The organism is Bradyrhizobium sp., from assembly GCF_030693485.1.
In the GTDB taxonomy this organism is placed as follows: domain Bacteria; phylum Pseudomonadota; class Alphaproteobacteria; order Rhizobiales; family Xanthobacteraceae; genus Bradyrhizobium.
Window position 1 is genome coordinate 1 of the sequence record NZ_JAUYAN010000334.1, and the last position, 24812, is coordinate 24812.

Genomic DNA, 24812 nt, shown 5'->3' on the forward strand with positions numbered 1-24812 from the left:
GGCGTATCTCGGCGAAGGCGAACCGCCGGCATTTCCGGAGATCGACTGTTTCGTCGCGCCGGACAGCCACACCTTCGCGTTCAAGGGCCACATCAACTGCAACTGGCTGCAGGCGCTGGAGGTCGGCATCGATCCCGCGCATGCCTCGTTCCTGCATCGCTTCTTCGAGGACGAGGACACCTCGGGCGCCTACGGCAAGCAGTTCCGCGGGGCTTCCGCCGGCAGCGACATGCCGATGACCAGGATCCTGCGCGAATATGACCGCCCGATCATCAATGTCGAGCACACCGAATATGGCTTACGGCTGATCGCGCTGCGCGAGATCGACGAGGAGCGGACCCATGTTCGCGTCACCAACCAGCTATTCCCGCACGGCTTCGTCATCCCGATGAGCACGGAGATGACAATCACGCAGTGGCACGTGCCGGTCGATGACGAGAATTGCTACTGGTACGCGATCTTCACCTCTTATTCGGCGCCGGTCGACAAGCAGAAGATGCGCGACCAGCGGCTCGAACTCTACGAGTTGCCCGACTATAAATCGCGCAAGAACAAGACCAATGATTACGGCTTCGACCCGCACGAGCAGGCGACCGCGACCTACACCGGCATGGGCGCCGACATCAACGTACACGACCAGTGGGCGGTGGAGTCGATGGGAGCGATCCAGGACCGCACCAAAGAGCATCTCGGCACCTCGGACAAGGCGATCGTGCAGTATCGCCGGCTGTTGCGGCAGGAAATCGAGAAGGCCGCCAGCGGCCAGAAGCCGATGATGTTTCTTGACGACGCCCATGCCCGCAGCATCCAGGGCCCCGCCACCATGGACGGCATTGGTCCGACGCGCGGCTGGGAAACCTTCTGGATGGAAGTCGACGTCAAACGCCGCCGCAGCGCGCCATGGGCCGCGCCGGTGCCGCAGGAGATCGCCGACAAGGTACGGCATCTCAAGGCGGTTTGACTTTTCGTCATTGCGAGCGAAGCGAAGCAATCCAGCTTTTGCCGCGCAACGAAAAATGGATTGCCTCGTCGCTGCGCTCCTAGCAATGACGGCGCCGAGGGAGTGACGCGTTGAGTTTTGTCGGTAGTCACGGGCTCTGGTCGAAAGAGCAGAAGGAGGCAGCGAGCCGCCTGCGCCAGATCGTCGAGCAGCGGAAGCTGGAGGTGATCCGGCTGTCGTTTCCCGATCAGCACGGCATCCTCCGGGGCAAGACGCTGGTGGCGAACGAGGCGCTGGCCTCGCTGGAGAGCGGCTGCTCGATCACCACCACGATGCTCGCCAAGGACACCTCGCACCGCACGGTTTTCCCGGTGTTCACGTCAGGCGGCGGCTTCGGCATGAAGGAGATGGAGGGCGCCGCCGATGTCTTGATGGTGGCCGATCCCACCACCTTTCGCGTGCTGCCGTGGACGCCGGGCACGGGATGGCTGATGTGCGACCTGTATTTCGCCGACGGACGCCCGGTGCCGTTCGCGACACGAAATCTCTATCGGGGTGTTCTGGCCAAACTCGCACAACGCGGCTTCGACTTCGTCGCGGGCCTCGAAGTCGAATTCCACATCTTCAAGCTCGAAAATGCCAGAATGTCGCCGGAGCATGCGGGACAGCCGGGCACGCCGCCTGATGTCAGCCTGCTGTCGCACGGCTACCAGTATCTGACCGAGCAGCGCTACGACCAGATGGAGCCGGTGCTCGAAATCATCCGGCGCGACGTGCTGGCGCTCGGCCTGCCGCTGCGCTCGGTCGAGGTCGAGTTCGGGCCGAGCCAGTGCGAATTCACCTTTGCGCCTCGCGCCGGCCTTGAGCCTGCCGACAACATGGTGCTGTTCCGTAGCGCCGTGAAGCAGATCGCCCGCCGCCATGGCTATCACGCCACCTTCATGTGCCGGCCGAAGCTGCCGAACCTGTTCGCGTCCGGCTGGCATCTGCATCAATCGATCGTCGCGCGCGCCAGCGGCGAGAACGCCTTCATGACCAGGGACGGCGGCGACGTGTTGAGCGCGTTCGGCCGCCAATATCTCGCGGGGCTGTTGCGGCACGCCCGCGCTTCGACCGTATTCACCACGCCGACCATTAACGGTTACAAGCGCTACCGCTCCTATTCGCTGGCGCCGGACCGCGCGATCTGGGGACGCGACAACCGCGGCGTCATGATCCGCGTGCTCGGCGGCCCCAATGACGCCGCGACCCGGCTGGAAAACCGCATCGGCGAGCCCGCCGCCAATCCCTACCTCTACATGGCCTCGCAGATTCTCTCCGGCCTCGACGGCGTCGATCGCGGCCTCGATCCCGGCCCGTCGGCCGACACGCCGTACGAGACCAGGGCGGAATTGCTGCCGAAGACGCTGCGCGAAGCGGTGTTCGCGCTGCGGGACGATCCGTTCTTCCGCGAGGCGCTGGGCGCGGAATTCGTCGACTATTATGTCCACATCAAGAACGCCGAAATCGAGCGGTTTCAGGCCGAAGTGTCGGACTGGGAACAGCGGGAATATTTCGAGATGTTCTGAAACAAGTGAGCCGCCAGGGATGACCCTGACGGCTCGCTGACTTGAAGGTGGCCGCGTCGTGAGTGTGCTCCGCAGAGGCGCACCACGTGAAGGCGACTCAACCCCGGCGCGCTTGATGCGTCGCCATGGTCGATCAGCTTCAAGCGATCGACCTGTTCATCATGAACCCGTCAGCGGCAGATACAAGACAGGGACGCTGACGGAAATCGAGTTCCAGGGGTTGAGAAAACTAAATCCCCAGATACCGGTGCTGCAGTTCCGGCGCTGCAATCAACTCGTCTGACGTCCCGCTCCAGACCGCGCGGCCGCGCTCGATGATGTAGTGGCGGTCGGCGATGCGGGTGAGATTTTCGACGTTCTTGTCGATCACCAGCACCGACTGGCCCTTGGCCTTCAGCAGCGACAGACAGTTCCAGATTTCGTCGCGAATCAGCGGCGCGAGGCCCTCGGTGGCCTCGTCGAGAATCAACAGCCGCGGGTTGGTCATCAGCGCGCGGCCGATCGCGAGCATCTGCTGCTCGCCGCCGGACAGCGTGCCGCCCATATTGGCGCCGCGCTCGGACAGCCGCGGAAACAGGGTGTGGATTTTTTCCATGGTCCAGGGATCGGGATTGCCGAGCCGGTTGCCGGAGGCGGCGACCAGATTTTCGCGCACGGTGAGATTGGGAAAGATCTGACGCCCCTCAGGAACGAGGCCGATGCCGAGCTGCGCGATCCGGAACGAGGGCAGCTGGCGCGCCTCGTGGCCGGCAAAACGGACGCTGCCCGCGCGCGCCGGCGTCAACCCCATGATGGAACGGATGGTCGTGGTCTTGCCCATGCCGTTGCGGCCGAGCAGCGCCACCATCTCGCCCGAGCGGACCGACAGCGACATGCCGAACAGCACCTGACTGAGGCCGTAGCAGGTCTCGATATCTTCGACTTCGAGCAAAGGCGCATCAGTCATGCTTGGTCACCACATGCTGATCGCCGAGATAGGCGCGCTTGACCTCGTCATGCTGGCGGATCGCCGCCGGCGCGTCGCAGGCGATGACGCGGCCATAGACCAGTACCGTGATGCGGTCGGCCAGCGCGAACACCGCGTTCATGTCGTGCTCGACCAGCACGATGGTGACTTCGCGCCGCAGCTCCTGCAGCAGCTTTACCATCTGCGCCGATTCGGTGGCGCCGAGCCCGGCCATCGGCTCGTCGAGCAGCAGCAGTTGCGGCCTGGTGGCGAGGGCTACCGCGAGCTCAAGCTCGCGCTGTTCGCCATGGCTCAGTTCCGACACCACGGTGTCGGCGCGATGGGCGAGCCCGACCCGCGACAGCGCCGACATCGCGGCGTCGCGCAGGCGCCTTTCCTTGCGGGCATCGCCCCAGAAACGGAAGGAATGCCCGTCATGCGCCTGCGCCGCCATCGCGACATTGTCGGCGGCGGTGAAGTCCGGCAGCAGGGAAGTGATCTGGAACGAGCGCGCCAGCCCGAGCCGGCTGCGGCGATGCGCCGGCAGCCGCGTGATGTCCTGGCCGGCAAAGCTCACCGTGCCGGAATGCGGCATCAATTGCCCGGTGAGCTGGCTGATCAGCGTGGTCTTGCCGGCGCCGTTCGGCCCGATGATGGCGTGCAATTCGCCGCTGTGGACGTCGAGCGAAACATGGTCGGTCGCGGTCACGCCACCGAACCGGCAGACCAGATCGTCGACGCGGAGCAGGGGTTCAGCCACGGCGCACCCTCCCCAGCATTCCGTCGATGCCGCCGCGCGCGAACAGCACGATGAGAAGCAGCAGCGGACCCATGATCAGCGCCCAGTATTCGGTGAACTGCGACAGCGCCTCTTCCAGCAGCAGAAACGCGATGGTGCCCAGTACCGGGCCGAACAGCGAGCCCATGCCGCCGAGGATCACCATCACCATGAGATCGCCGGAACGGGTCCAGTACATCGCGGCCGGGCTGACGAAGTCGGTATTGTTGGCGAGCAGCGCGCCGGCGAGGCCGCAGATGGTGCCGGAGATGACAAAACACACCAGCCGGTAGCGGTTGACCGGAAAACCGATCGCCTGCATGCGCCGCTCGTTGGAGCGCAACCCCTGAACCACCATGCCGAAGCGCGAATTGACGATGCGCCAGATCAGATAGATACCGCCGAGCAGGCAGCCAAGGCAAAGGTAATAGAACTGCACGCGGTTCGACAGGTCGATCAGGCCGCCGAAATCGCTGCGCTTGTAGATCGTGAGGCCATCGTCGCCGCCGTAGCGCGCCAGTCCCGAGGCGACGTAATAGGCCATCTGCGCGAAGGCCAGCGTGATCATGATGAAATAGACGCCGCGCGTGCGCAAAGAGAGCGCGCCGATCACCAGCGCGAACAGCGCCGAGGCTGCCAGCGCCACCGGCCACTGGATGAAGCCGGAGCCGATGCCTTCATGGGCGAGAATGCCGACCGCATAGCCGCCGATCCCGAGATAGGCGGCATGTCCGAAACTCATCATGCCGCCATAGCCCATGATCAGGTTGAGACTGGCCGCCGCCAGCGCATAGATGATGATGCGGGTGAACAGCGTCAGCCCGAAGACGTTGCCGCTAAGCGTGGTGTAGACCGGCAGCAGCAGCAGCCCGGCGACCACCAGCGCCACGATGATGGTGCGGGCGTTGAGCGGAACCTTCATCGTCGGCCGGCCGGAAACAGCCCCTCCGGACGCACCACCAGCACGATGGCCATCAGGAGATAGATGAGCATCGAGGAGAGCGCGGGCGCGGCGGTGGAGGCGGCGGTCGAACTCAGGACCTGCCGCAGCAGGTCAGGCAGGAAGGCGCGGCCCAGCGTGTCGATCATGCCGACGAAGATCGCGGCCAGGAAGGCGCCGCGGATCGAGCCGATGCCGCCGATGACGATAATGACGAAGGCGAGGATCAGGATGTTTTCGCCCATCCCGATCTGCACGGTAAGGATCGGCGCCTGCATCAGCCCGGCGAGACCGGCCAGCGCCGCGCCGAGGCCGAACACCAGGGTATAGAGCAGCTTGATGTTGATGCCGAGCGCGCCGATCATTTCGCGGTTGGAGGCGCCAGCACGGATCAGCATGCCGATCCGGGTCCGCATCACCACGAAATAGAGCAGCAGCGCCACCGCCAGCGCCACCACGATGATGGCGAGGCGATAGGCCGGATAATACACGCCCGGCATGATCTGAAATGGAACCGTCAGCCAGGGCGGCAGCGGCAGCGCCAGGCCTGCCGGTCCCCAGATCAGCCGCACCGCGTCGTTGAAGAAAAGTATCAGCCCGAAGGTCGCCAGCACGTGATCGAGATGATCGCGGTTGTAGAGATGCCGAAGCGCGACGAATTCCAGCAGGATGCCGAGCAACAGTGTCGCGCCGAGCGCCAGCACGCAGCCGAGCACGAAACTGTCGGTCCACACCACGAAGGTCGCCGCGAAATAGGCGCCCATCATGTAGAGCGAGCCGTGCGCCAGATTGACGAAGTCCATGATGCCGAACACCAGCGTCAATCCCGCCGCCAGCAGAAACAGCAGCAGACCGAACTGCAGCCCGTTCAGGAATTGTTCGACGACAAGCAGCATGGATGCTCTAGGTGAGTCTGGAAGTCATCTGATTGCAAAGCAAGACGTGTGCCGACAGGAAAACAGCGGCGGCACGTGAGCGCCGCCGCCGTATTGCAGGGCCTACCCGATCACTTCATCGGGCACTTGTCGTGATACTTGTCCTGGCTGTCCTTGACGATGGTGGCGACGGTTTTCAGCGCGAGCGAGCCGTCGGCGTCCTTCACCACGTCCTGCAGGTAGAAATTCTGGATCGGCATGTGGTTCTTGCCGAACTTGAAGTCGCCGCGCACCGATTTGAAACTGGCTTTTTCCATCGCCGCCTTCATCTCGTCCTTCTTCGAGGTATCACCCTTCACCGCTTCCACCGCGCTGGCGATCAGCTGCGCGGCGTCATAGGACTGCGCGCCGTAAAACGTCGGGCGCAGGCCGGTGTACTTCTTGCGGTAGTCGGCGACGAACTTCTTGTTCTGCTCGTTGGGCAGGTCGTTGACCCACTGCTGGGCGCCGGGAACGCCGAGCGCGTTTTCCTTCTGCAGCGGCAGCGACAATTCGTCGATGGTGAACGCCGTATAGAGCGGCATCTGCGCCTTCAGGCCGGCCTGCGCATATTGGTTGAGGAACTGGACGCCGGCGGCACCCGGATAGAACACGAAGATCGATGCCGCACCCGAGGCACGCGCCTTTGACAGCTCGGCGGAGAAGTCGAGCTGGCTCGGCCACACCGTATATTCCTCGCCCTTGATCTCGCCCTTGAACGTGCTCTTGACGCCAGCCAGCATGTCCTTGCCGGCGGCGTAGTTCGGGCCGATCAGGAACACCGACTTGACGCCCTTCTGGTTCATGTATTCGCCGACCGCCTGCGGGGTCTGGTCGTTCTGCCACGAAGTGGAGAACACATAGGGCGAGCACAGTTCACCGGCGACCTGCGACGGACCGGCATTGGCGATCACCATCATGGTCTTGGAATCCACGATCGGCTTCAGCGAAGCCAGCAGTACGTTCGACCAGATATAGCCGGCGATGAAGTCGACCTTGTCGGACTGGATCAGCTTCTCGGTCTTCTGCTTGCCGACATCCGGCTTCTGGCCGTCGTCCTCGTAGATGACCTCGACCGGCTTGCCGCCCATCTTGCGACCGATGTGATCGAGCGCGAGCTCGAACGAATTGCGCATGTCGTTGCCGATCACGGCGGTCGGCCCGCTGAAGGTCGAGACAAACCCGATCTTGATGGTATCTCCCGCGAGCGCGGGGGTTGCCAGCGCCAGAACCGTAGCGCCCGCCAGCCAGAATGCCGTTCTCATTTTCGTTCCCTCCACACTAAGGACGTTGCCGTCCGTCAAATGCCCTATCCCGTTCGAACGGCCTTCACTGCTCCGTTCCCGGGTCTCAATCTTCCTGGTGACGTGTTTTGTGCGCGAAATTGCCGGTCCTCAGCAAGCCTGAACCGCAGACCCCCTCTTAGAACCTTCGGCCCAAGGCGAGCGCTTGTGCACCATAATTCGCATGCGTGGGGGATGGCAAGAATTATAGTTCAGGGATCTGGGTTGGCGCGGCTGCGGCTTTGTGTCTGACCTCCCGGGCCCGGCCGGCGCTCGTTTCAAAGCGCGGCGACCATCGCGGACGCGGCGAACCCTTGCCGGCGAATGCGATCCCATATCGGTGGCTGACGATACGTTCCAGCTATCGACCGATCCGGAAACCGGCCTTGGACCACCCATATTATACACGTACAACAAAAGAGACCGGAAACCGAAAGCTCAGCCCATGACGACAGAGCAGGCGCGGCCTTCAGACCTCCATCGCGTCGTGATCGTGGGCGCAGGCTTCGGCGGGCTGCAGGCGACCCATCGGCTCAAGGGCGCGCCGGTCAGCATAACCCTCGTCGACCGCCGCAACCACCATCTGTTCCAGCCGCTGCTCTACCAGGTCGCCACCGCCTCGCTGGCGACATCGGAGATCGCCTGGCCGATCCGCTATCTCTTGCGCGACCGGCCGGAAGTGACGACCTTGTTCGCCACGGTGTCCGGGGTCGATGCCGCGGCGAAACGCGTGCTGCTCGATGATGGCGACGCCCTGCCCTATGACACGCTGGTCCTCGCCACCGGCGCGCGCCACGCCTATTTCGGCCATGACGAATGGGAACCGTTCGCGCCCGGTCTGAAGACACTGGAGGACGCCACCACGCTGCGGCGGCGCATTCTCGTCGCCTTCGAGCGCGCCGAACGCGAGACCGACCCGGAGCGTCGCGCCGCGCTGCTGACCTTCGTGATCGTCGGCGCCGGGCCGACCGGTGTCGAACTGGCCGGCACCATCGCCGAACTGGCGCGCGACACGCTGCGGCCCGACTTCCGCAACATCGACACCCACGCGGCGCGCGTCGTGCTGATCGAGGCCGGGCCACGCGTGCTCGCGGGATTTGCCGACGATCTGTCGGCCTATGCGCAGCGCTCGCTGCAAAGCCTCGGCGTCGAAGTGATGCTGGGACAGGCGGTCACCGAATGTTCCGGGGATGGCGTGGTCTATGGCAGCAAAAGGCTGGCGGCGAAAACCCTGATCTGGGCCGCCGGCGTGCGCGCCTCGTCGGCGGCCCAGTGGCTCGGCGCTCCTGCCGACGGCGCCTTCCGCCTGCAGGTCGATCCCGACCTCACCGTTCCCGGACATCCCGATATCTTCGCGATCGGCGATACCGTCACGATCAACGGCCCCGATGGCAAGCCGGTCCCCGGCATCGCGCCGGCCGCCAAGCAGCAGGGCGTCTACGTCGCCGACACCATCAAGGCGCGACTGCGCGGCGAAACCAAGGGCCCGTTCCGCTACCAGCACGCCGGCAGCCTCGCGCAGATCGGCAAGCGCAAGGCGGTGATCGATTTCGGGCGCTTCAAATTGCGCGGCACCCTCGCGTGGTGGATCTGGGGCATCGCCCACATCTATTTCCTGATCGGCCTGCGCAACCGGCTCAGCGTCGCAATCTCCTGGCTCTGGATCCACGCCCGCGACCAGCGCGCGGCGCGCCTGATCACGCAGGGCTCAAGCAAGGTGGGCAAATAATGGTGTCGCTCACGACATAGCGTCTAACGTATCAAGACAATTCATAAGTTCCCGAGCCACCTGTCGCATAAGGTCTGTTCATCGCCGAGAAACGCTTTAGGTGGCTGATTGCTGAATACCGCCGCGGGTGTCGAAATGTTCTCCTTGGAAAATCTGACATACGCTTCGTCAGTAAACCTTGCATCTACATGAGAGCCACCGGCGTGGCTTAACCCGGGCACCCGATCCATTCCGTCGACGCATCATCTTGCAGCGTCGCCACCGCGGCGGCGCGCCGCGTCAGCACTGCGCGCTGGTTGATGTAGCCCTTGTCGGTGATTTCGCCGCCATCGACGGAAGCGGGCTCGGCGAGCAGCAGCGCCCGCGTGGCGTGCGTTGAGGAACCGCCGCCAGCTTGCGCCTTCAGTCTTGCCAGCCCCGCGGCGATGCTTGCGCGCACCTTGTCGTGGTCGATCACTTCATTCGCATTGGCGCTATCGGCGAGACCTGCCTGCGCGCGGCAGGCGGCGATGTTGGGGAATACCAGGAAGCGGACGTGATCGCCGCCATGGCCGGTCACGACGATGTCCTGCGCCAGCGGCGCCAGCGCCGTAATCCCGGCGACACGCAAGGTGCCGACGCTGACCCAGGTGCCGGAATTGAGCTTGAAGTCTTCCGCGACACGGCCGTCGAAAAACAGCCCGAGTTCCGGCCGGTCCGGATCGGCAAACGTCACGGCATCGCCAATCCGATAAAAGCCTTCGGCGTCGAACGCCTGCGCGGTGAGTTCCGGCGCCTTCCAGTAGCCCGGCGTGACATTGGGCCCGCGCACCCGCACCTCGAGCTTGTCGCCCGACGTCACCAGCTTCAGTTCGGTGCCGGGAATCGGCACGCCGATATTGCCGGAGCGTTTGGCCTGGAAATGACAATCGGTCGCCAGCGGCGAGGTTTCGGTAGAGCCCCAGGCCGACACCATCGGCAGCGGCCGTCCGACCGTTTTGATCGACAACTCCTCCATCGCGTCCCAGAGATTCTGCGGCAATGCCGCGCCAGCGTAGAAAGCGAATTTCACCTCGCCGAAGAAGCGACGGCGCAATGCCTCGTCCTCGCGCAACGCCGCGATCAGCATGTCGAAGCCGCGCGGCACGTTGAAATAGACAGTCGGCATCACGCTGCGCAGGTTAGCCAACGACGTCGCGAACAGGCCCGGCGCCGGCTTGCCGCCGTCGATATAGAGGGTGCCGCCATTGCGCAGCACGAGATTGAAATTGTGGTTGGCCCCAAACGTGTGGCTCCACGGCAACCAGTCGAGAATGACGAGATTGCCGCCCGCATGTTCCAGGAACGACCAGGTCTGCGCCTTGGCCTGCTGGCTCGATGTCAACATGCGCTGGGTGTTGATCACCGCCTTCGGCGTCCCGGTCGAGCCCGAGGTGAACAGGAATTTGGCGATGGTGTCTGGCCCGACCGCCGCGAAGGCTTTTGTTACCGCATCGCTTTCGGGAGTGGCGGCAATCGACCGGAACGAAGCCGCGTCGCCGCCTTCAACATCGCCGGTCACGACGACAGCGCTGTGCAGCGGCCTGATCGCCGCCAGCGCCGCTGCGAACGGCTTTGTCGAGGACACATAGATCGCGCCGGGATCGAGCAGCCCGATCATGCCTTTCAGCTTGTCGAAATCCCTTGAAATCAACGAATAGGCCGGCGAGATCGCCGCCGCCGGCACGCCGGCATGCATCGCCGCCAGCGCGAAAAGCGCATGATCCACGCTGTTGTCGGACAGAATCACCAGCGGGCGCTGCGCGCTCAATCCCTGCGCCAGGATCCAGCTGGCCACAGAACGCACCTGCCGCAGCGCGTCGCTGTAGGTCACCGTCGTCCACGGCGCGTCGGTCTTTGGGCGCTCGCCGAGAAAGACCTTCGCCGGCGTCTGCTGCGCCCAGTGTTCCAGCCAGTCGCCGACGCAGCGCGCGGCCGGCTGCAGCGGCACGGTCGATTTCACGATGATGCTGCCGTCGGCCCGGCGATCGACTGTGATCGCGGGTGCGGCAAACAGCGTGTCGGGACGCCCGCACCCGGCGGCCGAAATCATCGATTTCTTCCTTGCGGTCTTTCTCCGGGAAACGGCGAGGCGCGGTCAACGCGCGGGAGCACCGGAAGATCATCGAGACTCATGTCGTCGGACCTTGCGGTTCGTCGATGACGCTGACATGGGCGGCGACGATCTTCCAGCCCTCGGGAAACCGCACCCAGGTCTGCATCTGCCGCCCGACCCGGCTGCCGCCCCAGGCATCGCGGTAAAACAAGGTCGAAGCCACCGCCGCGTCGCGGCCATAACTGGTAATCACCGTCTGCGCGGTCGTTCGCATCAACCCGACCGGCGATCTCGCCGCGCGGAACGCCATGATGGCGTCATAGCCGTAGAGGTTTTCGCCGATGCCGTAGCGCAGCGTGCGCGGGTCGGCGCGGAACAATTCGTCCAGCACGGCGACGTCGTTCGATACCAGCGCCGCCTCATAACGCGCGAACTGCTCGGTCACCTCGGCGAGTACGTCGGGAAGATCGACTTCCATCTCAAAAATCCTTTGGGCGAGGTGCGGTGGCGACTCCCATGCGCTCCAGCGCGTGGGCAACCCGCAGCGCGATATCCTCGCGCCAGGGCGCGGCGATGATCTGCACGCCGATCGGCATCGGCTGCAGCGGAATCGGCACCGCGACCACCGGCAGCCCGATGAAGGAGATCGGCTGGGTGTGGATGCCGATATTGGCGCGCACCGGCAATTCGACGCCGTCGAGCATGAAGGTCGCCTGGCCCAGTTTCGGTGCGACGCAGGGCGTCGCCGGCGCGATGATCACGTCGACCGATCTGAAAATTTCCAGCATTTGGGCGCGATACCAGCGGCGGAATTTCTGGGCGCGGTCCACCAGCGGCGCCGGCACCATTGCGCCGGCCAGCAGGCGGTCGCGCACCGCCGGGTCGAAATCATTGGGCCGCCGGCGCAGCCGATCGAGATGCAGCGAGGCGCCTTCGGTGGTGGAGATCACATAGGCGGCGGCGCGGGCAAGTGCCGCTTCGGGAACCTCGACCGTCCTGGTGGTGCCGAGCGCTTTTGCGACACGGGCAACCGCCTCGACCGCCTCGGGGAAAACATTCTTCTGGAAGTAACCGCCGGCGATGGCGACGCGCAGTCCGCTGATGTCCTGCGCCAGCCGCGCGCTGACCGGCTCGACCGCGCGCGTACTGCAGGCGGCATCGTCGGCGTCGGGGCCCTGCATCGCATCATAGGCCATCGCGAGATCGGCGACATTGCGGGCGAACGGGCCGAGATGATCGAAACTCGCCACGAAGGGAAACGAACGCGCGCGCGACAGCCGGCCATAGGTCGGCTTCAGGCCAAAAATGCCGCAGAACGACGCCGGCACCCGGATCGAGCCGTTGGTATCGGATCCCAGCGCCAGCGGCACCAGCCGGCCGCCGACCGCGGCGCCGGAGCCGCCCGAGGAGCCGCCGGTCATCCGGGTCACGTCATGCGGATTGCGCGACGGCCCGTCATGCACGTTCTCGCCGGTGAAATCATAGGCGTATTCGCCCATGTTGAGCGCACCGACCAGCACCGCGCCGGCCGCCTCCATGCGCTCGACCAAAGTGGCGTCGCGCGAGGATGGTTTGAGATCACGGTTGATCTTGGATCCCGCGCGGGTGGAGAGCCCCTGCACGTCGAACAGATTCTTCACCGCGAAGGGTACGCCGGCCAGCGGACCTGGATTTTGGCCGGCCGCGACGGCAGCATCGATCGCCTTCGCCCTGGCGCGGGCGCGATCGGCTGTCACGTCGGTGAAGGAATTCAAAACGGAATCCTGCTTTGCGATTCGCGCCAGCGCTGCTTCCGTCACGCCGGCTGCGGACACCTTGCCGCCGGCCACGGCCCGCGCAATTTCGGATGCCGACAGATCGTCGGAATTCGCGCTCTTGGCGATATCAGGCTGCAAAGACACTGGCCGGCTCGGTTTCATCAGGCAGCGGAAATTCATCGACCAGCCGCGCCAGCCGCAACGACACTTCGAGATTGGCTTTCACCGCCGGCCTCCAGGCATCCTCGATCGGCAGCGCCAGCGCCTTGCCGACAGCATCGATGTAGTCGTCCAGCGGATCGGCAGCCATGCTTCTCTCCGTCGCGTCAGTGGGCCGGCAGCGGCGGATGTGGAATCGCCGTCAGCAATTCCTTTGTATAGGCATCAACGCCCCGATAAAACATTGATTGGGCTATCGAATGGTCGGTTCAGGCCTGCGTCGCCTCGTCCGCCAGCATCATCGCATACAAAACGAGACGATTGCCCATAAATTATGCAAAAATCGTGCGTGGCTCGTTTGTTGGGCGCAGGCCGCCAAAGATCTTCCAACGGAAGCTTGTTCCCGAAGACTCTTCCTTTACTGCCGGTCGGCGGCGCCGTCTCGAATCGCATCGGTATATGAGACAAGGTGGCTCGCCGGAGAATCCGGTCAAACCGGGAATACGCAATGCAATATACGCCTGACGAACTCGCACTTCGCGACCGCTACAAGGTACTGACGGCCTTCGTGCTGCCGCGACCGATCGCCTGGGTCACCACCATCGGCCCCACCGGCGTGGTCAACGCCGCGCCGTTCAGCTTCTTCAACGTGTTCTGCGAGGATCCGCCGCTGTGCATGTTCGCCGCCAATTTGCGGCCCGACGGCCGCGTCAAGGACACGGTGGTCAATATCCAGCGATCAGGGGAATTCGTCGTCAGCATGACCGATGAACCGCTGGCGCGGGCGATGCACGATTCCAGCGGCGACTTTCCGCCCGAGATCGGCGAGCCCGGTTATCTCGGACTGAAGCTCTCACCCTCGACCAGGATCGCGGTGCCGCGGCTTGCCGACGCGCCATGGTCGATGGAATGCAAGACCTGGAAAACCATCGATGTGAACGGCGACCGCCAGCTCATCATGGGCGAAGGCATCAATTTCCATATCCGCGACGAATTGTGGGACCCCGTCGCCATGCGCGTCCACATGGACCGCTACCATCCGGTCGGCCGCATGTTCGCCGACCGCTATTGCCGGACCGACGACCGGATGGTGTTCCCACCGGCACAGGGCGCGCCGGCTGCATAACGCCGCGCCCCGGGACATTTCCGCATCGCAGAAAGGACGATCCAGATGAACGCCGAGCCCCTCAAATCATGGCAATGCCGGACCTGCGGCTACATCTATGACGAAGCCGTGGGCGATCCGGACGAAGGTCTCGCACCCGGCACCAGATGGGCCGACGTTCCGGACGACTGGGTGTGTCCGGACTGCGGCACCGCCAAGAGCGATTTCGATATGGTCGAATTGTAATCCGAACCGTGCAGATGCCGGTACGGCGCCGGTCAGTCCGGCCAGAGCAATTCCTGCAACTCCAGGAGGTTGCTGGCCTGATCTTGCCAGCCCTCGATACAGATGTGCCTGACAGGATCGCTGAAGCGGTGCAGCAGGAGCAGCGCCATCAGCCGGCGTTTTAGAGTGAAATCGAACTCCGCGCCGGAATAGCCGTATCCCCTGAACAGGCTGCGGACGCGACCCGGCATCCCTGCGGTCATGAAGGCGCTGGGGCCGAGCAGGTCGTATTCGGCCCTTCCCGTCATCACGTCGCCGAAGTCGATCAACCCTGAAAGTCGCCAGTCTCCGTCATCGCAACTCAGCAAGAAGTTCTCCGGGATGTATTCTCCGGTCAGGATCACCGGCGGCCCTTCCAGCGCAGTCAGCACCTCGGCGTCAGCAAGCAAATCATCCAGCCCGTGGAGAAATTTTGCCGGCAATCCCAGGCGCTCATGCCTGGCGCGGCATCCCGCGATTTGCTGGGCAATAAACTGCGGCCAGCGCGGCTCGATGCGGCCGAGGGCGCCGACCGGGACGCGCTGGACTTGCGCGATGGTCTCGCCGATCCGAGCCAGCACACGCTCCTTCTGGTCCTCCGGCAGAACGGGCCACGCCTCACTGCCCACCACGCCGCACAGCCGCGTAATCACCAGATACGGCCATCGGTCGCGCTCGCCTTCGAGCACGATTTCCGGAATCGGAACGCCGAGCCGCCCGCGCAACTGCGTCAGCGAAATCCGCTCCGATTCGAACTGGCCGCGCAGGAATGGGGGAAAGAGCTTCAGGATCAGCCCGTCGTCGAGTCCGACCACGAGATTGTCCCGGTCGAGAAGATATGCGGATCCGCATGCGGCAATCCGTGGCTGCGCACAATATCCAGCGCCGCCGGCAGGCAGCGCGCCGCGTCGGCGCGCCAGGCTTCAAAGGTTTCGAAATTCGTCAGGCTCGGCAGTGAGTGCATCTGAAATCCACCACTATCGGTCCGGGTTCGCCCGCTCGAATTGACGCAGCAGCCGGTTGCCGCGCTCGACGGCGGCATCCAGCGCTTCCTGCGCGGATTTCCTGCCGCTGAAGGCGTGCTCCAGTTCCTCTTCGATCACGCCGCGAACCAAAACGAACGAGCCGAGCCGGACGCCGCGCGAATTTTCGGTCGGCGCCTTCAAAGTCATCTGCTCGATCGAGATCGCCGCCCCGGGATTGCGATCGTAGAAACCCTGCGCGCGGGTCAGGTCGAACGCCGCCCGGGTCACCGGCAGATAGCCGGTGTTCTGATGCCAGGCGGCCTGGACCTCCGGCTTCGACAGATAGCCGAAGAATTTCGCCACGCCCTTGTATTCGACGCGCGGCCGGTCCCGCAGCACCCACAGCGTGGCGCCGCCGATGATGGTGTTTTGCGGCGCTCCCTCGGCATCGGGCCAGTATGGCAACATGCCGTAGCCCACCTCGAATTTCGAATTGGCCTTGATGTCCGCGCGAGTCGCCGAGGAGCCCAGGAAGATTCCGCACTCGCCTTTTTGAAAGCGCGGCTCCGCGGTTTGCGCCCGGCCGCTATAGTCGAACACCCTGGTCGCCTGCCATTCCACCAGTTGCGCGATATGGCGCACCATCACCGGATTGTTGAAGTTGAGTTCGGCGTCGAGACCGCCGAAGCCATTGGCCCTGCTCGAAACCGGCAGATTGTGGAATGCGGAAAAATTCTCGACATTGATCCATGACGGCCAGGAGGTGGTCAAACCACAGACAGCACCGGACGCCCGCAGCTTCCTGGCGGCCGCGCCAACCTCGGGCCAGGTCTTTGGCGCCAGTTCGGGATCGAGGCCGGCGGCGCGGAACAGATCCTTGTTGTAGTAGAGGATCGGCGTCGAGGCGTTGAACGGGAACGACAGCATGTTGCCGGCGACGTCGGCATAGTAGCCGGTCACCGCCGGAAGATACGCGGCCGGCGAGAACGCCTCGGACTCGTTCCGCATCAGTTCGTAGACCGGATAAATCGCGCCTTTCGCCGCCATCATGGTCGCGGTGGCGATTTCGTTGACCTGAACGATGGCGGGCTGGCTGCGCGAACGAAACGCAAAGATCGCGGCCGTGACAGTCTCGGTGTAGTTTCCCTTGTAGCTCGGCACGATCCGGTACTCGGATTGCGAGACGTTGAAATCGGACGCCAGCTTTTCCAGCTGCCGGCCGAGTTCGCCCGACATGGCATGCCACCACATGATTTCGGTGGCCGCCGATGCCGGAGACGCCAGCATGGCCATTGCGGCGACGGCCGCGAGCTGCAAAAATCTCAGAGCCGAATTCACCATACAACCAATCTAATCTGTGGCGGCCGAAACACCGCTCTTGTGCGTGACGGCCCTCAATAGAGCCGCGAGCCTGCGGTTTCAATCTGCAAAAGGTTCAGCGCAGCGCACCATCGACGCCCCCGTGGCGCCGGCAGGATAGCCATCGCGAGCCGGCATCTGCTAAACGGGTTGAACCTTTCTTACCCACCGCCGACATCATCATAAGGGGATGAGTTTTGCCTGTGGACAGCCGCGCCGGCCTTTCGCGGACCTTAACACTCGTTGTCGCGCTGTCGCTGACGGCGGTCTCGACGGGTGTCGTCGCGCGGGCATTTGGCGCCGCCGATACCAGAAGCGCCATCGACCTCGATTGCAGCGGTGGCGCGACGATCGGCAGCGAGATCCCCGTCAGCCGCGAACCGTGGCGATCGGCCGGCCTGGCGTTTGACGATTCCGGGACCAGCCCGTTCGTTGGCGTCAGGTTCGAAGCCGCGATAGCGCGAATCAACGCACAAGCACAGCCCGATGCCGCGCCTTCGCTGCTGATCGAACGAATTCGCAAGGTGGAGTGAGTTAGCCTTGGCCATGCCGCAGCACGACGAAACCATGGATCGGCCGGCGAGTCTCGCCGCGCGGAGCCGTGCCCGGATCGTCGGGCTGGTCCGCGCGGTGCCGATCCGCTGGCGCATCCTGTCGATCGCTGCGCTGAATTCCGCCGTGGTCGTGGTGCTTGCCGGCATGATCTGGAACGGCGCCCAGGTGCTCGGTTCGGCCTGGGACGACGTGCGGCAGGTGCGGGAATCCGACAAGATCCTGGCGCTGCTGGAAAGCGAAACCAGCCGGCTGCAGAACCTGATCCATCGCTACATCAATCAGCCGAGCCCGGAACTGTTCGCGGAGATTCTGCTGCTGCGCGAGGCGGTGCTGGGCACGCTGACCACGCGCGCATCGACCGACCCGATGCTTTCAGGATCGGTCGCCGAACTCGAACGCGTCACCGACAAATTCCTCAACGGCTTCGGCGAACTGCGCGCGGTCCAGGTCACGATCACGAAAACCTATCAAGACCAGGTGCTGGCTCCGGCCAAGGAGATGGCCGGACTGTATTCGATCATCGAGGGCGCCACCGGGCGTCGCGAGGCCCTGATCTGGCCGGCGCTGGGCAAATCCCGCGAGGCGTTCACCGCGATGCTGGTGGCCGCCAACGCCTATTATCTCTCGCTGGCGACGGCGTCCGCCGAGGACGCCCGCCGGAATACCGAGACCATCGAAAAAACCATCCCGGAGATGTCCGAATTCGCCGAAAACGACCTGCAGCGCATGGCGCTGCAGCGGCTGCAGGCAAGGACATTGGCGCTGCGCGAAGGCTTTGCCAAACTGTCGGAGCAACTGGCGAACCGCACCGAGCTGTTGCGCAACACCATCGACGCCAGCCAGGCCGAAGCGATCGGCGCGATCGACAATCTGTCGGTCAAGATGCGTCAGCGCGAGCAGAAGGCGCAGGCGACCTTCGACCGCACGCTGACCAGCATTTCCCGCAAGGTGCTGTCGATCGCCGTGATCTTTCTCGGCATCATCCTGACTGCCGGTGTCATCATCGCGCTCTCGATCCGGCTGCCGCTGCAGCAGATCATGGCCTCGATGCACGCCATCACGACCGGCGACTACGACCGGCGCGTGCAGGGCACCCATGCCAGGGACGAGGTCGGCGCGATGGCCCGCGCGGTTGAGGTGTTCCGCGAAAACGCCATTGCCAAGCGCGAGACCGAGGACGAGCTGCGGACCTCGAAGGAAAAGGCCGAGGGCGCCCTGCTCGAACTCAATGCCGCCCAGCAGAACCTGATCGACGCCGAACGGCTGGCGGCGCTCGGCGGCCTGGTCGCGGGCGTCGCCCATGAAGTCAACAATCCGATCGGCATCAGCCTGACGGTGGCGTCCAGTTTCGCGCGCCGCGCGGAAATGTTCGAGGCCGAGCTGAAATCCGACGGGCAGCTGCGCAAGTCGCAACTCGAGGAATTCGTCCGCTCTTCCCGCGACGCCGCCGGGCAGCTGGTGGCGAACCTGCATCGCGCCGGCGAACTGATCCAGTCCTTCAAGCAGGTCGCGGTGGACCGTTCGCATGCCGAACGCCGCCAGTTCAGCCTGTCCGAGGCGACCGACCAGATCATCGCGAGTCTGCGGCCGGTGCTGAAGCGATCCGCGATCACGCTTTCCGTCGACGTGCCCGAGGGCCTGGTGATCGACGGCTATCCGGGCTCCTATGGCCAGATTCTGACCAATCTGTTCCTCAACGCCGCCAATCACGCCTTTGCCGACGGGCGGAGCGGCGGCATCTCGATTTCGGCGCGCCCGCGCGGCAGTGACGATGTCGAAATCATTTTCGCCGATAACGGGGCCGGAATGACGCCGGACGTGCAGCGGCAGGCGTTCGACCCGTTCTTTACCACCCGCCGCAACGAGGGCGGCACGGGATTGGGCCTGCACATCGTTTACAATCTGGTTACCCAGCAGCTCGGGGGCCGGATGATGCTCGATTCAAGACTGGGACAAGGCACCACATTTCGCATTATCATGCCGCGGTCCGCCAGGGGCGGCTCCGCGACCACAGAACAGGCAAGTGACGGGATTCCGCAATGGCCGAACAGGACGATGTCCTCCACCTGATCGACGATTCCGGAACCGCTCCGGTAGCCTCGACTGCGCGTAAATGGAAAGTCGCCGTCATCGACGACGACCAGGCCGTCCATGAGGGCACGCGATTTGCTCTGAGCGACTACAATCTCAACGGCCAGACACTCGAAATCCTGTCGGCCTATTCGGCGGCCGAGGGCCGCAAGCTGATGCAGGCGCATCCCGATATCGCCGCGGTCCTGCTCGACGTCATCATGGAAACCGACGCCGCCGGCCTCGACCTGGTCGAATACATCCGCAACGAGATCAAGAACGAGACCGTCCGCATCATCCTGCGCACCGGGCAGCCCGGCCAGGCGCCGGAGCGGCGCGTCATCGTCCAGTACGACATCAACGACTACAAGGCGAAGACCGAACTCACCGCCGACAAGCTGTTCACCTCGCTGACCGCGGCATTGCGCAGCTATCAGCAGCTCGAGCGCATGCTGCAGACGAGGCGCGGGCTGGAAATCATCATCGATGCTGCCTCCACCCTGTACGACTTCAAGTCGATGCAGCGGCTCGCCGAGGGCGTGCTGACCCAGCTCGCCTCGCTGCTCAATGTCCATTGCGCCGGCATTCTGGTGTTGCGCGACGATGGCGGCGCCGGCACCGATTTCTCGGTGCTCGCGGGCTCCGGCTGCTACAGCCGTTTCATCGGCTCGACCGGATCGAGATCGCTCGACGCGGACCTGCGCCAGATGGTGGAAGCGGCCTTCCAGCGCCGCAAGAACGAGTTCGCCGATCACCGCACCGTGCTCTATCTGCGCACCGGCAGCGGCCGCGAAGTGGTGGTGCTGCTGCAGGCCGAACGCCCGCTGTCGGATACCGACCGGGCGCTGGTCGAGATCTTTTCCAGCCGGCTGTCGATCGCTTTCGACAATGTGATCCTCTATCAGCAGTTGCACGCGGCCAACACCCAGCTCGAGGAGCGCGTCGCCCAGCGCACCCGCGCGCTGATGCAGGCCAACCGCCGGCTGTCGTCGCAATGGATGCGGCTGCAGCGCGCCAACGGCTTCAAGAACGAAATTCTCGGCACCGTCGCCCACGACCTGAAGAATCCGCTCGGCGTCATCCTCGGCCGCACCGAAATGCTGACCGAACTGATCGGCGCCGGCTCCTCCAGGGAGAGCATCACCGCCCAGGTCGAGCACATCCGCGACGCCACCAAGCGCCTGACCTCGATGGTCGACCACCTGATTTCGGATGCAATGGCCGACGCCTTCGACATCTCGATCCGGCGCGAGCCGGTCGATATCGCCGCCTTGGTCAGCGAGGTTGCCGACGCCAATCAGCCATTGGCGGTCAACAAGCAGCAGACCATCTCGGTATCGGCGCCGCCGAATATCGTCACCATGTGCGATACCGACCGGATGCGCGAGGCGATCGACAATCTCGTCAGCAACGCCATCAAATATTCACCGATCGGCGGCAAGATCACGGTCGAGGTCACCCGTGAACAGGACAGCACCATCATCCGGATCGCCGACGAGGGCGCGGGACTCTCGCCCGAAGATCTGGGCCGGCTGTTCGGCCGTTTCCAGCGGCTTTCGGCCAAACCCACCGCCGGTGAAAGCTCCACCGGCCTCGGCCTGTCCATCGTCAAGCGCATCATCGACATGCATGGCGGCGAGGTGACCGCCGACAGCCCCGGGCCCGGACAGGGGTCGACCTTCACCGTCATGCTGCCTGCGACCGAGATGTCATGACCCAGAGTCAGCAGCACATCATCATCGTCGACGACGAGGCGCCGGCCCGCGAGATGGTCGGCGAATATCTGAAGATGCACGGCTTCGGCGTCACGCTGTGCGACGGCGGCAAGACGCTGCGCGAGGCGATCGAGGTTGCGGTGCCGGATCTCGTGGTGCTCGATCTCAACATGCCCGAGGAAGACGGGCTTTCCATCATCCGCGACCTCAAGGGCCGCACCAATGTCCCGGTCATCATGCTGACTGCGACCGCGAGTCCGATCGACCGCGTGGTCGGACTGGAGCTCGGCGCCGACGACTACATCGCCAAACCCTGCGAACTGCGTGAATTGATGGCGCGGATCCGCTCGGTGCTGCGGCGCTCCGCCCCGGCCAAGGCGCCGGCTGCAGCGCCCGAGGCCGCCGACGCCAAGGCGGCCAAGGACCAGCTGGTGCGGTTCGGCACCAAATGGCTCGATCTCGAGGCGCAGGCGTTGCGCGACGACGAGGGCAACGAGCATCCGCTGACCGCTTCCGAATTCGGCCTGTTGAAAGTGTTCGCGGCCAACCCGAAGCGGGTGCTGTCGCGCGAGCGGCTGCTGGAGCTGGCCAATGCGCGCGACGCCGAGGCGTTCGACCGTGCCGTTGACCTGCGCATCATGCGGATCCGGCGCAAGATCGAGATCGATCCGACCAAGCCGGCGGTGATCCGCACCATCCGCGGCGGCGGCTACCTGTTTTCGCCGGTCGGCGAGAAGGGCTGAACCCTTCGTCGTCCCGGCCGACGCGCCGGGCTTCACGACTTTTCTCCGCAAGAGCTTCCATACGCATCAGCGCGCGAATCGTTCCCGGCCCCCAACCTGCGATGCCACTCCCGGTCAACTTTGTGAAATCGTTGACATTTCCGCCTCGTATGTTTCGTCGCTGAGCGCGCGACGAAACAATTCTCCTGCGCATGAAACCATTTTCCCGTTGGCGTGCAGACGTCCCGAAACCGGAATTAACTATCACTCCGCTCCAACGAAACGCCGCCAATGGCGAATACCAGGAGCGTGTCATGCAGAACGTCGTCGCTATCAACGCCGCAGCCCGCCAGGGCATCATCGCTGCCCAGGCGACCTCGGATGAGATGCTGCTGCAGGGCATTGCCGATGGCGGCCGGACCGCGATGCATATCCTTTACTCCCGTCACAATGTCCGGGTTTACCGCTTCATCCTGCGCATCGTGCGCGACACCAACATGGCCGAAGACCTCGTCAGCCAGGTTTTCCTCGACGTGTGGCGCACCGCCGCCCAGTTCGAGGGCCGTTCGCAGGTCTCCACCTGGCTGCTGTCGATCGCCCGCTTCAAGGCGCTGACCGCGCTGCGCCAGCGCCGCCACGAGGACATCGACCAGGAAGACGTGCTCGAAATCGCCGACCAGGCCGACACCCCGGAAGCCTCGCTGGACCGCAGCAATACCTCGGCGATCCTGCGCGCCTGCGTCGCCAAACTGTCGCCGGCGCACCGCGAGATCATCAACCTCGTCTACTACCATGAGAAGTCGGTGGAAGAGGCCGGCGCCATCATTGGCATTCCCCAGAGCACGGTGAAGACCCGGATGTTCTATGCCCGCAAACAGCTTGCAGACTTGCTTAAGGGCGCCGGCGTCGACAGCCTCGCGGCATAAAGTCGAGTAATTTCAGCTGGTTGCCAGGATATCGGGAGCGAAAAACCGGCTTTGTAGCGGCGCAAGAGATTACCTCCGACGAAACAATTGAAACAATCCACGACATCACCCGGAAAAACTCAGCCCCTATACTTTCAATCACCAACGCAACACCAACGCCGGACAGGAGAACGAACATGCTGAAGCCTTCCTTCCGCTTCTTCATTATCCCGCTCGGCGCGGTCTGCACCTTGGCCTCGCTGTCCGCCCAGAACACCGCCCCCCGCGCCCAGCGCGACACCGGAACGATGTTGGTCCGCGAGCAAGTGGTCGATTGCAGCAACAAGAGTCCTGCGGAGGTCTGCGTGATCTCCTACGACAGCGAAACTACCCGCTGAATTCAGGTTTAAGCCGACTACTACCAAGCCTTCCAACCTTCCAAGTTACCTCCAACGACCCGGACGGGATGCCCCCCTCCGGGTCGCTCTGTTTTCAGGGACTGGATTCCGCTGCTCGGTTGTCAAGGGGATGAAACCCCGAACCCTGCTGTGCGCATCCGGCATTCGCTGACCGTTTGGCGGAACCGTACAATGGCGCCGCGCGGGAACCTGCTGTTCGTTTGTGCGCGATATCCGCAAGCCCCATTGCATGATATCCAGACGGCACGATCCAACCTTGACGGATGGTGCCGATGTTCGAGGGCTGGGATGCCGTGGTGCTGGCGCGGGCGCAGTTCGCGTTCACGATGTCGTTTCACATCATTTTTCCCGCCTTCTCGATCGGGCTGGCCAGCTATCTCGCGGTGCTGGAGGCGCTCTGGCTGTGGACCGGGCGCGAGGTCTTCATCAACCTGTTCAATTACTGGCTGAAGATATTCGCGGTCGCGTTCGGCATGGGCGTGGTGTCGGGCATCGTGATGTCCTACCAGTTCGGCACCAACTGGTCGGTGTTTTCCGACAAGGCCGGCCCGGTGATCGGGCCCCTGATGGCCTATGAGGTGCTGACCGCCTTCTTTCTCGAGGCGGGTTTTCTCGGCGTCATGCTGTTCGGCCTCGATCGGGTCGGCCCCCGGCTGCATTTCCTCGCGACCCTGATGGTGGCGATCGGCACGCTGATCTCCACGTTCTGGATCCTGTCGGCCAATTCCTGGATGCAAACGCCGGCCGGCTACGCCATCAATGCCGACGGCCAGTTCATCGCCGTCGACTGGTTCAAGGTGATCTTCAACCCGTCGTTTCCCTACCGCCTCGTCCACATGGTGCTGGCGGCGTATCTGACCACCGCGCTGGTGGTCGGCGCGGTCGGCGCATTTCACCTGCTGCGCGACTCGCATCTCGCCGGACCCCGCGTGATGTTTTCGATGGCGATGTGGATGGCCACTTTGGTGGCACCGATCCAGATTTTTGCCGGCGACCAGCACGGCCTCAACACGCTGGAGCACCAGCCGGTGAAGATCATGGCGATGGAAGGCCACTTCCAGAGCCACCCGCACGGCGCGCCGCTGATCCTGTTCGGATGGCCGGACCAGGCCGCCGGCAAGGTCAAATATGCGGTCGAGGTCCCGAAACTGGGTTCGCTGGTGCTGAAACATTCCCTCGACGCGCCGATGGCCGGCCTCGACACCGTGCCGCGCGAAAACTGGCCGCCGGTGGCCATCACCTTCTGGTCGTTCCGGATCATGGTCGGTATGGGCCTGTTGATGCTGGGGCTCGGCCTGCTCAGCCTGTGGGCGCGCTGGCGCGGCACGCTCTATCATTCGCGGCTGATGCTGATGTTCGCGATCGCCATGGCGCCCTCGGGCTTCATCGCGGTGCTGGCGGGCTGGATCACCACCGAGACCGGGCGTCAGCCGTTCACGGTCTACGGGTTGTTGCGAACGGCTGATTCCGCCTCGCCGCTGGCGGCGCCAGCGGTCGCCTCGTCGCTGCTCGCCTTCATCATCGTCTATTTCCTCGTGTTCGGCGCCGGCGTGATCTACATGCTGCGGCTGATGGCGGCGCCGCCGCATTACGGCGAACGCGGACCGCGCGGCGACACGGCGGCCCGCGCCGCCGGCATCACGCC

22 protein-coding genes and 1 pseudogene are annotated in these 24812 nt (G+C 64.0%); 12 read left to right on the forward strand and 11 right to left on the reverse strand.

The window, feature by feature from the left end:
* Together Q8N40_RS24650 and Q8N40_RS24655 are read left to right on the forward strand one after the other, a co-directional pair.
* Positions 1 to 961 (forward strand): RHO alpha subunit C-terminal catalytic domain-containing protein (locus Q8N40_RS24650; RefSeq protein ID WP_305713657.1); only part of this gene is annotated, 961 nt, incomplete at its 5' end.
* Positions 962 to 1071: 110 nt separating this feature from the next.
* Positions 1072 to 2508 carry a glutamine synthetase family protein gene (locus tag Q8N40_RS24655; RefSeq protein ID WP_305713658.1) on the forward strand — a complete coding sequence of 479 codons (1437 nt, stop codon included), beginning with the start codon at positions 1072 to 1074 and terminating at the stop codon, positions 2506 to 2508.
* A gap of 229 nt (positions 2509 to 2737) precedes the next feature.
* Here the strand turns inward: Q8N40_RS24655 and Q8N40_RS24660 are convergent, their stop codons facing one another.
* The 5 genes from Q8N40_RS24660 to Q8N40_RS24680 all read right to left on the reverse strand — a co-directional run bounded on the left by Q8N40_RS24660 (position 2738) and on the right by Q8N40_RS24680 (position 7351).
* Positions 2738 to 3454: an ABC transporter ATP-binding protein gene (locus Q8N40_RS24660; protein ID WP_305713659.1), complete on the reverse strand. Its 717-nt coding sequence runs from the start codon at positions 3452 to 3454 to the stop codon at positions 2738 to 2740.
* On the reverse strand, positions 3447 to 4214 hold the full coding sequence (locus tag Q8N40_RS24665; protein ID WP_305713660.1) for an ABC transporter ATP-binding protein: 768 nt from the start codon (positions 4212 to 4214) through the stop codon (positions 3447 to 3449). The genes Q8N40_RS24660 and Q8N40_RS24665 overlap by 8 nt, the downstream gene beginning before the upstream one ends.
* Complete coding sequence (locus Q8N40_RS24670; protein ID WP_305713661.1) at positions 4207 to 5154, reverse strand: branched-chain amino acid ABC transporter permease; 948 nt, start codon at positions 5152 to 5154, stop codon at positions 4207 to 4209. The genes Q8N40_RS24665 and Q8N40_RS24670 overlap by 8 nt, the downstream gene beginning before the upstream one ends.
* Positions 5151 to 6068 (reverse strand): branched-chain amino acid ABC transporter permease, encoded by a 918-nt coding sequence (locus tag Q8N40_RS24675; RefSeq protein WP_305321340.1) that lies wholly within the window; start codon positions 6066 to 6068, stop codon positions 5151 to 5153. The genes Q8N40_RS24670 and Q8N40_RS24675 overlap by 4 nt, the downstream gene beginning before the upstream one ends.
* A 110-nt stretch (positions 6069 to 6178) precedes the next feature.
* Complete coding sequence (locus tag Q8N40_RS24680; RefSeq protein ID WP_305713662.1) at positions 6179 to 7351, reverse strand: ABC transporter substrate-binding protein; 1173 nt, start codon at positions 7349 to 7351, stop codon at positions 6179 to 6181.
* A 463-nt stretch (positions 7352 to 7814) separates the two neighbouring features.
* Between Q8N40_RS24680 and Q8N40_RS24685 the strand changes: the two genes are divergently transcribed.
* Positions 7815 to 9098 carry an NAD(P)/FAD-dependent oxidoreductase gene (locus tag Q8N40_RS24685; RefSeq protein ID WP_305713663.1) on the forward strand — a complete coding sequence of 428 codons (1284 nt, stop codon included), beginning with the start codon at positions 7815 to 7817 and terminating at the stop codon, positions 9096 to 9098.
* Positions 9099 to 9306: 208 nt separating this feature from the next.
* Here the strand turns inward: Q8N40_RS24685 and Q8N40_RS24690 are convergent, their stop codons facing one another.
* The 4 genes from Q8N40_RS24690 to Q8N40_RS24705 all read right to left on the reverse strand — a co-directional run bounded on the left by Q8N40_RS24690 (position 9307) and on the right by Q8N40_RS24705 (position 13239).
* Positions 9307 to 11169 carry a feruloyl-CoA synthase gene (locus Q8N40_RS24690; protein WP_305713664.1) on the reverse strand — a complete coding sequence of 621 codons (1863 nt, stop codon included), beginning with the start codon at positions 11167 to 11169 and terminating at the stop codon, positions 9307 to 9309.
* A 79-nt stretch (positions 11170 to 11248) separates the two neighbouring features.
* Positions 11249 to 11650, reverse strand: coding sequence for an oxalurate catabolism protein HpxZ (gene hpxZ, locus Q8N40_RS24695; protein WP_305322880.1), 402 nt, complete (start codon positions 11648 to 11650; stop codon positions 11249 to 11251).
* A gap of 1 nt (position 11651) precedes the next feature.
* Complete coding sequence (locus Q8N40_RS24700; RefSeq protein ID WP_305713671.1) at positions 11652 to 13091, reverse strand: AtzE family amidohydrolase; 1440 nt, start codon at positions 13089 to 13091, stop codon at positions 11652 to 11654.
* Entirely contained in the window at positions 13057 to 13239 is a 183-nt protein-coding gene (locus tag Q8N40_RS24705) for a DUF4089 domain-containing protein (protein ID WP_304868135.1), read from the reverse strand. The genes Q8N40_RS24700 and Q8N40_RS24705 overlap by 35 nt, the downstream gene beginning before the upstream one ends.
* A gap of 357 nt (positions 13240 to 13596) precedes the next feature.
* Between Q8N40_RS24705 and Q8N40_RS24710 the strand changes: the two genes are divergently transcribed.
* Both Q8N40_RS24710 and Q8N40_RS24715 read left to right on the forward strand, forming a co-directional pair.
* A complete protein-coding gene (locus Q8N40_RS24710; protein ID WP_305713665.1) occupies positions 13597 to 14214 on the forward strand; it encodes a flavin reductase family protein in 618 nt (205 codons plus the stop codon).
* A gap of 45 nt (positions 14215 to 14259) precedes the next feature.
* Positions 14260 to 14439, forward strand: coding sequence for a rubredoxin (locus Q8N40_RS24715; protein ID WP_305713666.1), 180 nt, complete (start codon positions 14260 to 14262; stop codon positions 14437 to 14439).
* A gap of 32 nt (positions 14440 to 14471) precedes the next feature.
* On the opposite strand, the pseudogene Q8N40_RS24720 reads toward Q8N40_RS24715, so the two are convergent.
* A pseudogene (locus tag Q8N40_RS24720) lies at positions 14472 to 15421 on the reverse strand (aminoglycoside phosphotransferase family protein).
* A gap of 13 nt (positions 15422 to 15434) precedes the next feature.
* Positions 15435 to 16763 (reverse strand): sn-glycerol-3-phosphate ABC transporter substrate-binding protein UgpB, encoded by a 1329-nt coding sequence (ugpB, locus tag Q8N40_RS24725; RefSeq protein ID WP_305713667.1) that lies wholly within the window; start codon positions 16761 to 16763, stop codon positions 15435 to 15437.
* 221 nt (positions 16764 to 16984) lie between these two features.
* On the opposite strand from ugpB, the gene Q8N40_RS24730 reads away from it, so the two are divergent.
* From Q8N40_RS24730 to Q8N40_RS24760, 7 genes are all read left to right on the forward strand, one after another.
* Positions 16985 to 17314 carry a hypothetical protein gene (locus Q8N40_RS24730; protein ID WP_305322283.1) on the forward strand — a complete coding sequence of 110 codons (330 nt, stop codon included), beginning with the start codon at positions 16985 to 16987 and terminating at the stop codon, positions 17312 to 17314.
* A 13-nt stretch (positions 17315 to 17327) separates the two neighbouring features.
* Positions 17328 to 19406: an ATP-binding protein gene (locus tag Q8N40_RS24735; RefSeq protein ID WP_305713672.1), complete on the forward strand. Its 2079-nt coding sequence runs from the start codon at positions 17328 to 17330 to the stop codon at positions 19404 to 19406.
* Positions 19376 to 21121 (forward strand): DUF3369 domain-containing protein, encoded by a 1746-nt coding sequence (locus Q8N40_RS24740; protein ID WP_305321625.1) that lies wholly within the window; start codon positions 19376 to 19378, stop codon positions 21119 to 21121. The genes Q8N40_RS24735 and Q8N40_RS24740 overlap by 31 nt, the downstream gene beginning before the upstream one ends.
* Entirely contained in the window at positions 21118 to 21864 is a 747-nt protein-coding gene (locus Q8N40_RS24745) for a response regulator (protein ID WP_305713668.1), read from the forward strand. Before Q8N40_RS24740 ends, Q8N40_RS24745 begins: the two co-directional genes overlap by 4 nt.
* Positions 21865 to 22157: 293 nt before the next feature.
* Entirely contained in the window at positions 22158 to 22769 is a 612-nt protein-coding gene (locus tag Q8N40_RS24750) for a sigma-70 family RNA polymerase sigma factor (RefSeq protein ID WP_305713669.1), read from the forward strand.
* 176 nt (positions 22770 to 22945) lie between these two features.
* Complete coding sequence (locus Q8N40_RS24755; RefSeq protein ID WP_305321628.1) at positions 22946 to 23146, forward strand: hypothetical protein; 201 nt, start codon at positions 22946 to 22948, stop codon at positions 23144 to 23146.
* A 293-nt stretch (positions 23147 to 23439) separates the two neighbouring features.
* On the forward strand, positions 23440 to 24812 hold a 1373-nt coding region (locus Q8N40_RS24760; RefSeq protein ID WP_305713670.1), incomplete at its 3' end, for a cytochrome ubiquinol oxidase subunit I.

Bases quoted from the DNA above. Each gene is read 5' to 3' on its own strand.
- Q8N40_RS24660 (WP_305713659.1), bottom strand. From the start codon at position 3,454: ATGACTGATGCGCCTTTGCTCGAAGTCGAAGATATCGAGACCTGCTAC.
- Q8N40_RS24670 (WP_305713661.1), bottom strand. From the start codon at position 5,154: ATGAAGGTTCCGCTCAACGCCCGCACCATCATCGTGGCGCTGGTGGTC.
- Q8N40_RS24675 (WP_305321340.1), bottom strand. From the start codon at position 6,068: ATGCTGCTTGTCGTCGAACAATTCCTGAACGGGCTGCAGTTCGGTCTG.
- Q8N40_RS24680 (WP_305713662.1), bottom strand. From the start codon at position 7,351: ATGAGAACGGCATTCTGGCTGGCGGGCGCTACGGTTCTGGCGCTGGCA.
- Q8N40_RS24685 (WP_305713663.1), top strand. From the start codon at position 7,815: ATGACGACAGAGCAGGCGCGGCCTTCAGACCTCCATCGCGTCGTGATC.
- Q8N40_RS24690 (WP_305713664.1), bottom strand. From the start codon at position 11,169: ATGATTTCGGCCGCCGGGTGCGGGCGTCCCGACACGCTGTTTGCCGCA.
- hpxZ (WP_305322880.1), bottom strand. From the start codon at position 11,650: ATGGAAGTCGATCTTCCCGACGTACTCGCCGAGGTGACCGAGCAGTTC.
- Q8N40_RS24700 (WP_305713671.1), bottom strand. From the start codon at position 13,091: ATGAAACCGAGCCGGCCAGTGTCTTTGCAGCCTGATATCGCCAAGAGC.
- Q8N40_RS24705 (WP_304868135.1), bottom strand. From the start codon at position 13,239: ATGGCTGCCGATCCGCTGGACGACTACATCGATGCTGTCGGCAAGGCG.
- Q8N40_RS24710 (WP_305713665.1), top strand. From the start codon at position 13,597: ATGCAATATACGCCTGACGAACTCGCACTTCGCGACCGCTACAAGGTA.
- Q8N40_RS24715 (WP_305713666.1), top strand. From the start codon at position 14,260: ATGAACGCCGAGCCCCTCAAATCATGGCAATGCCGGACCTGCGGCTAC.
- ugpB (WP_305713667.1), bottom strand. From the start codon at position 16,763: ATGGTGAATTCGGCTCTGAGATTTTTGCAGCTCGCGGCCGTCGCCGCA.
- Q8N40_RS24735 (WP_305713672.1), top strand. From the start codon at position 17,328: ATGCCGCAGCACGACGAAACCATGGATCGGCCGGCGAGTCTCGCCGCG.
- Q8N40_RS24740 (WP_305321625.1), top strand. From the start codon at position 19,376: ATGGCCGAACAGGACGATGTCCTCCACCTGATCGACGATTCCGGAACC.
- Q8N40_RS24745 (WP_305713668.1), top strand. From the start codon at position 21,118: ATGACCCAGAGTCAGCAGCACATCATCATCGTCGACGACGAGGCGCCG.
- Q8N40_RS24750 (WP_305713669.1), top strand. From the start codon at position 22,158: ATGCAGAACGTCGTCGCTATCAACGCCGCAGCCCGCCAGGGCATCATC.
- Q8N40_RS24755 (WP_305321628.1), top strand. From the start codon at position 22,946: ATGCTGAAGCCTTCCTTCCGCTTCTTCATTATCCCGCTCGGCGCGGTC.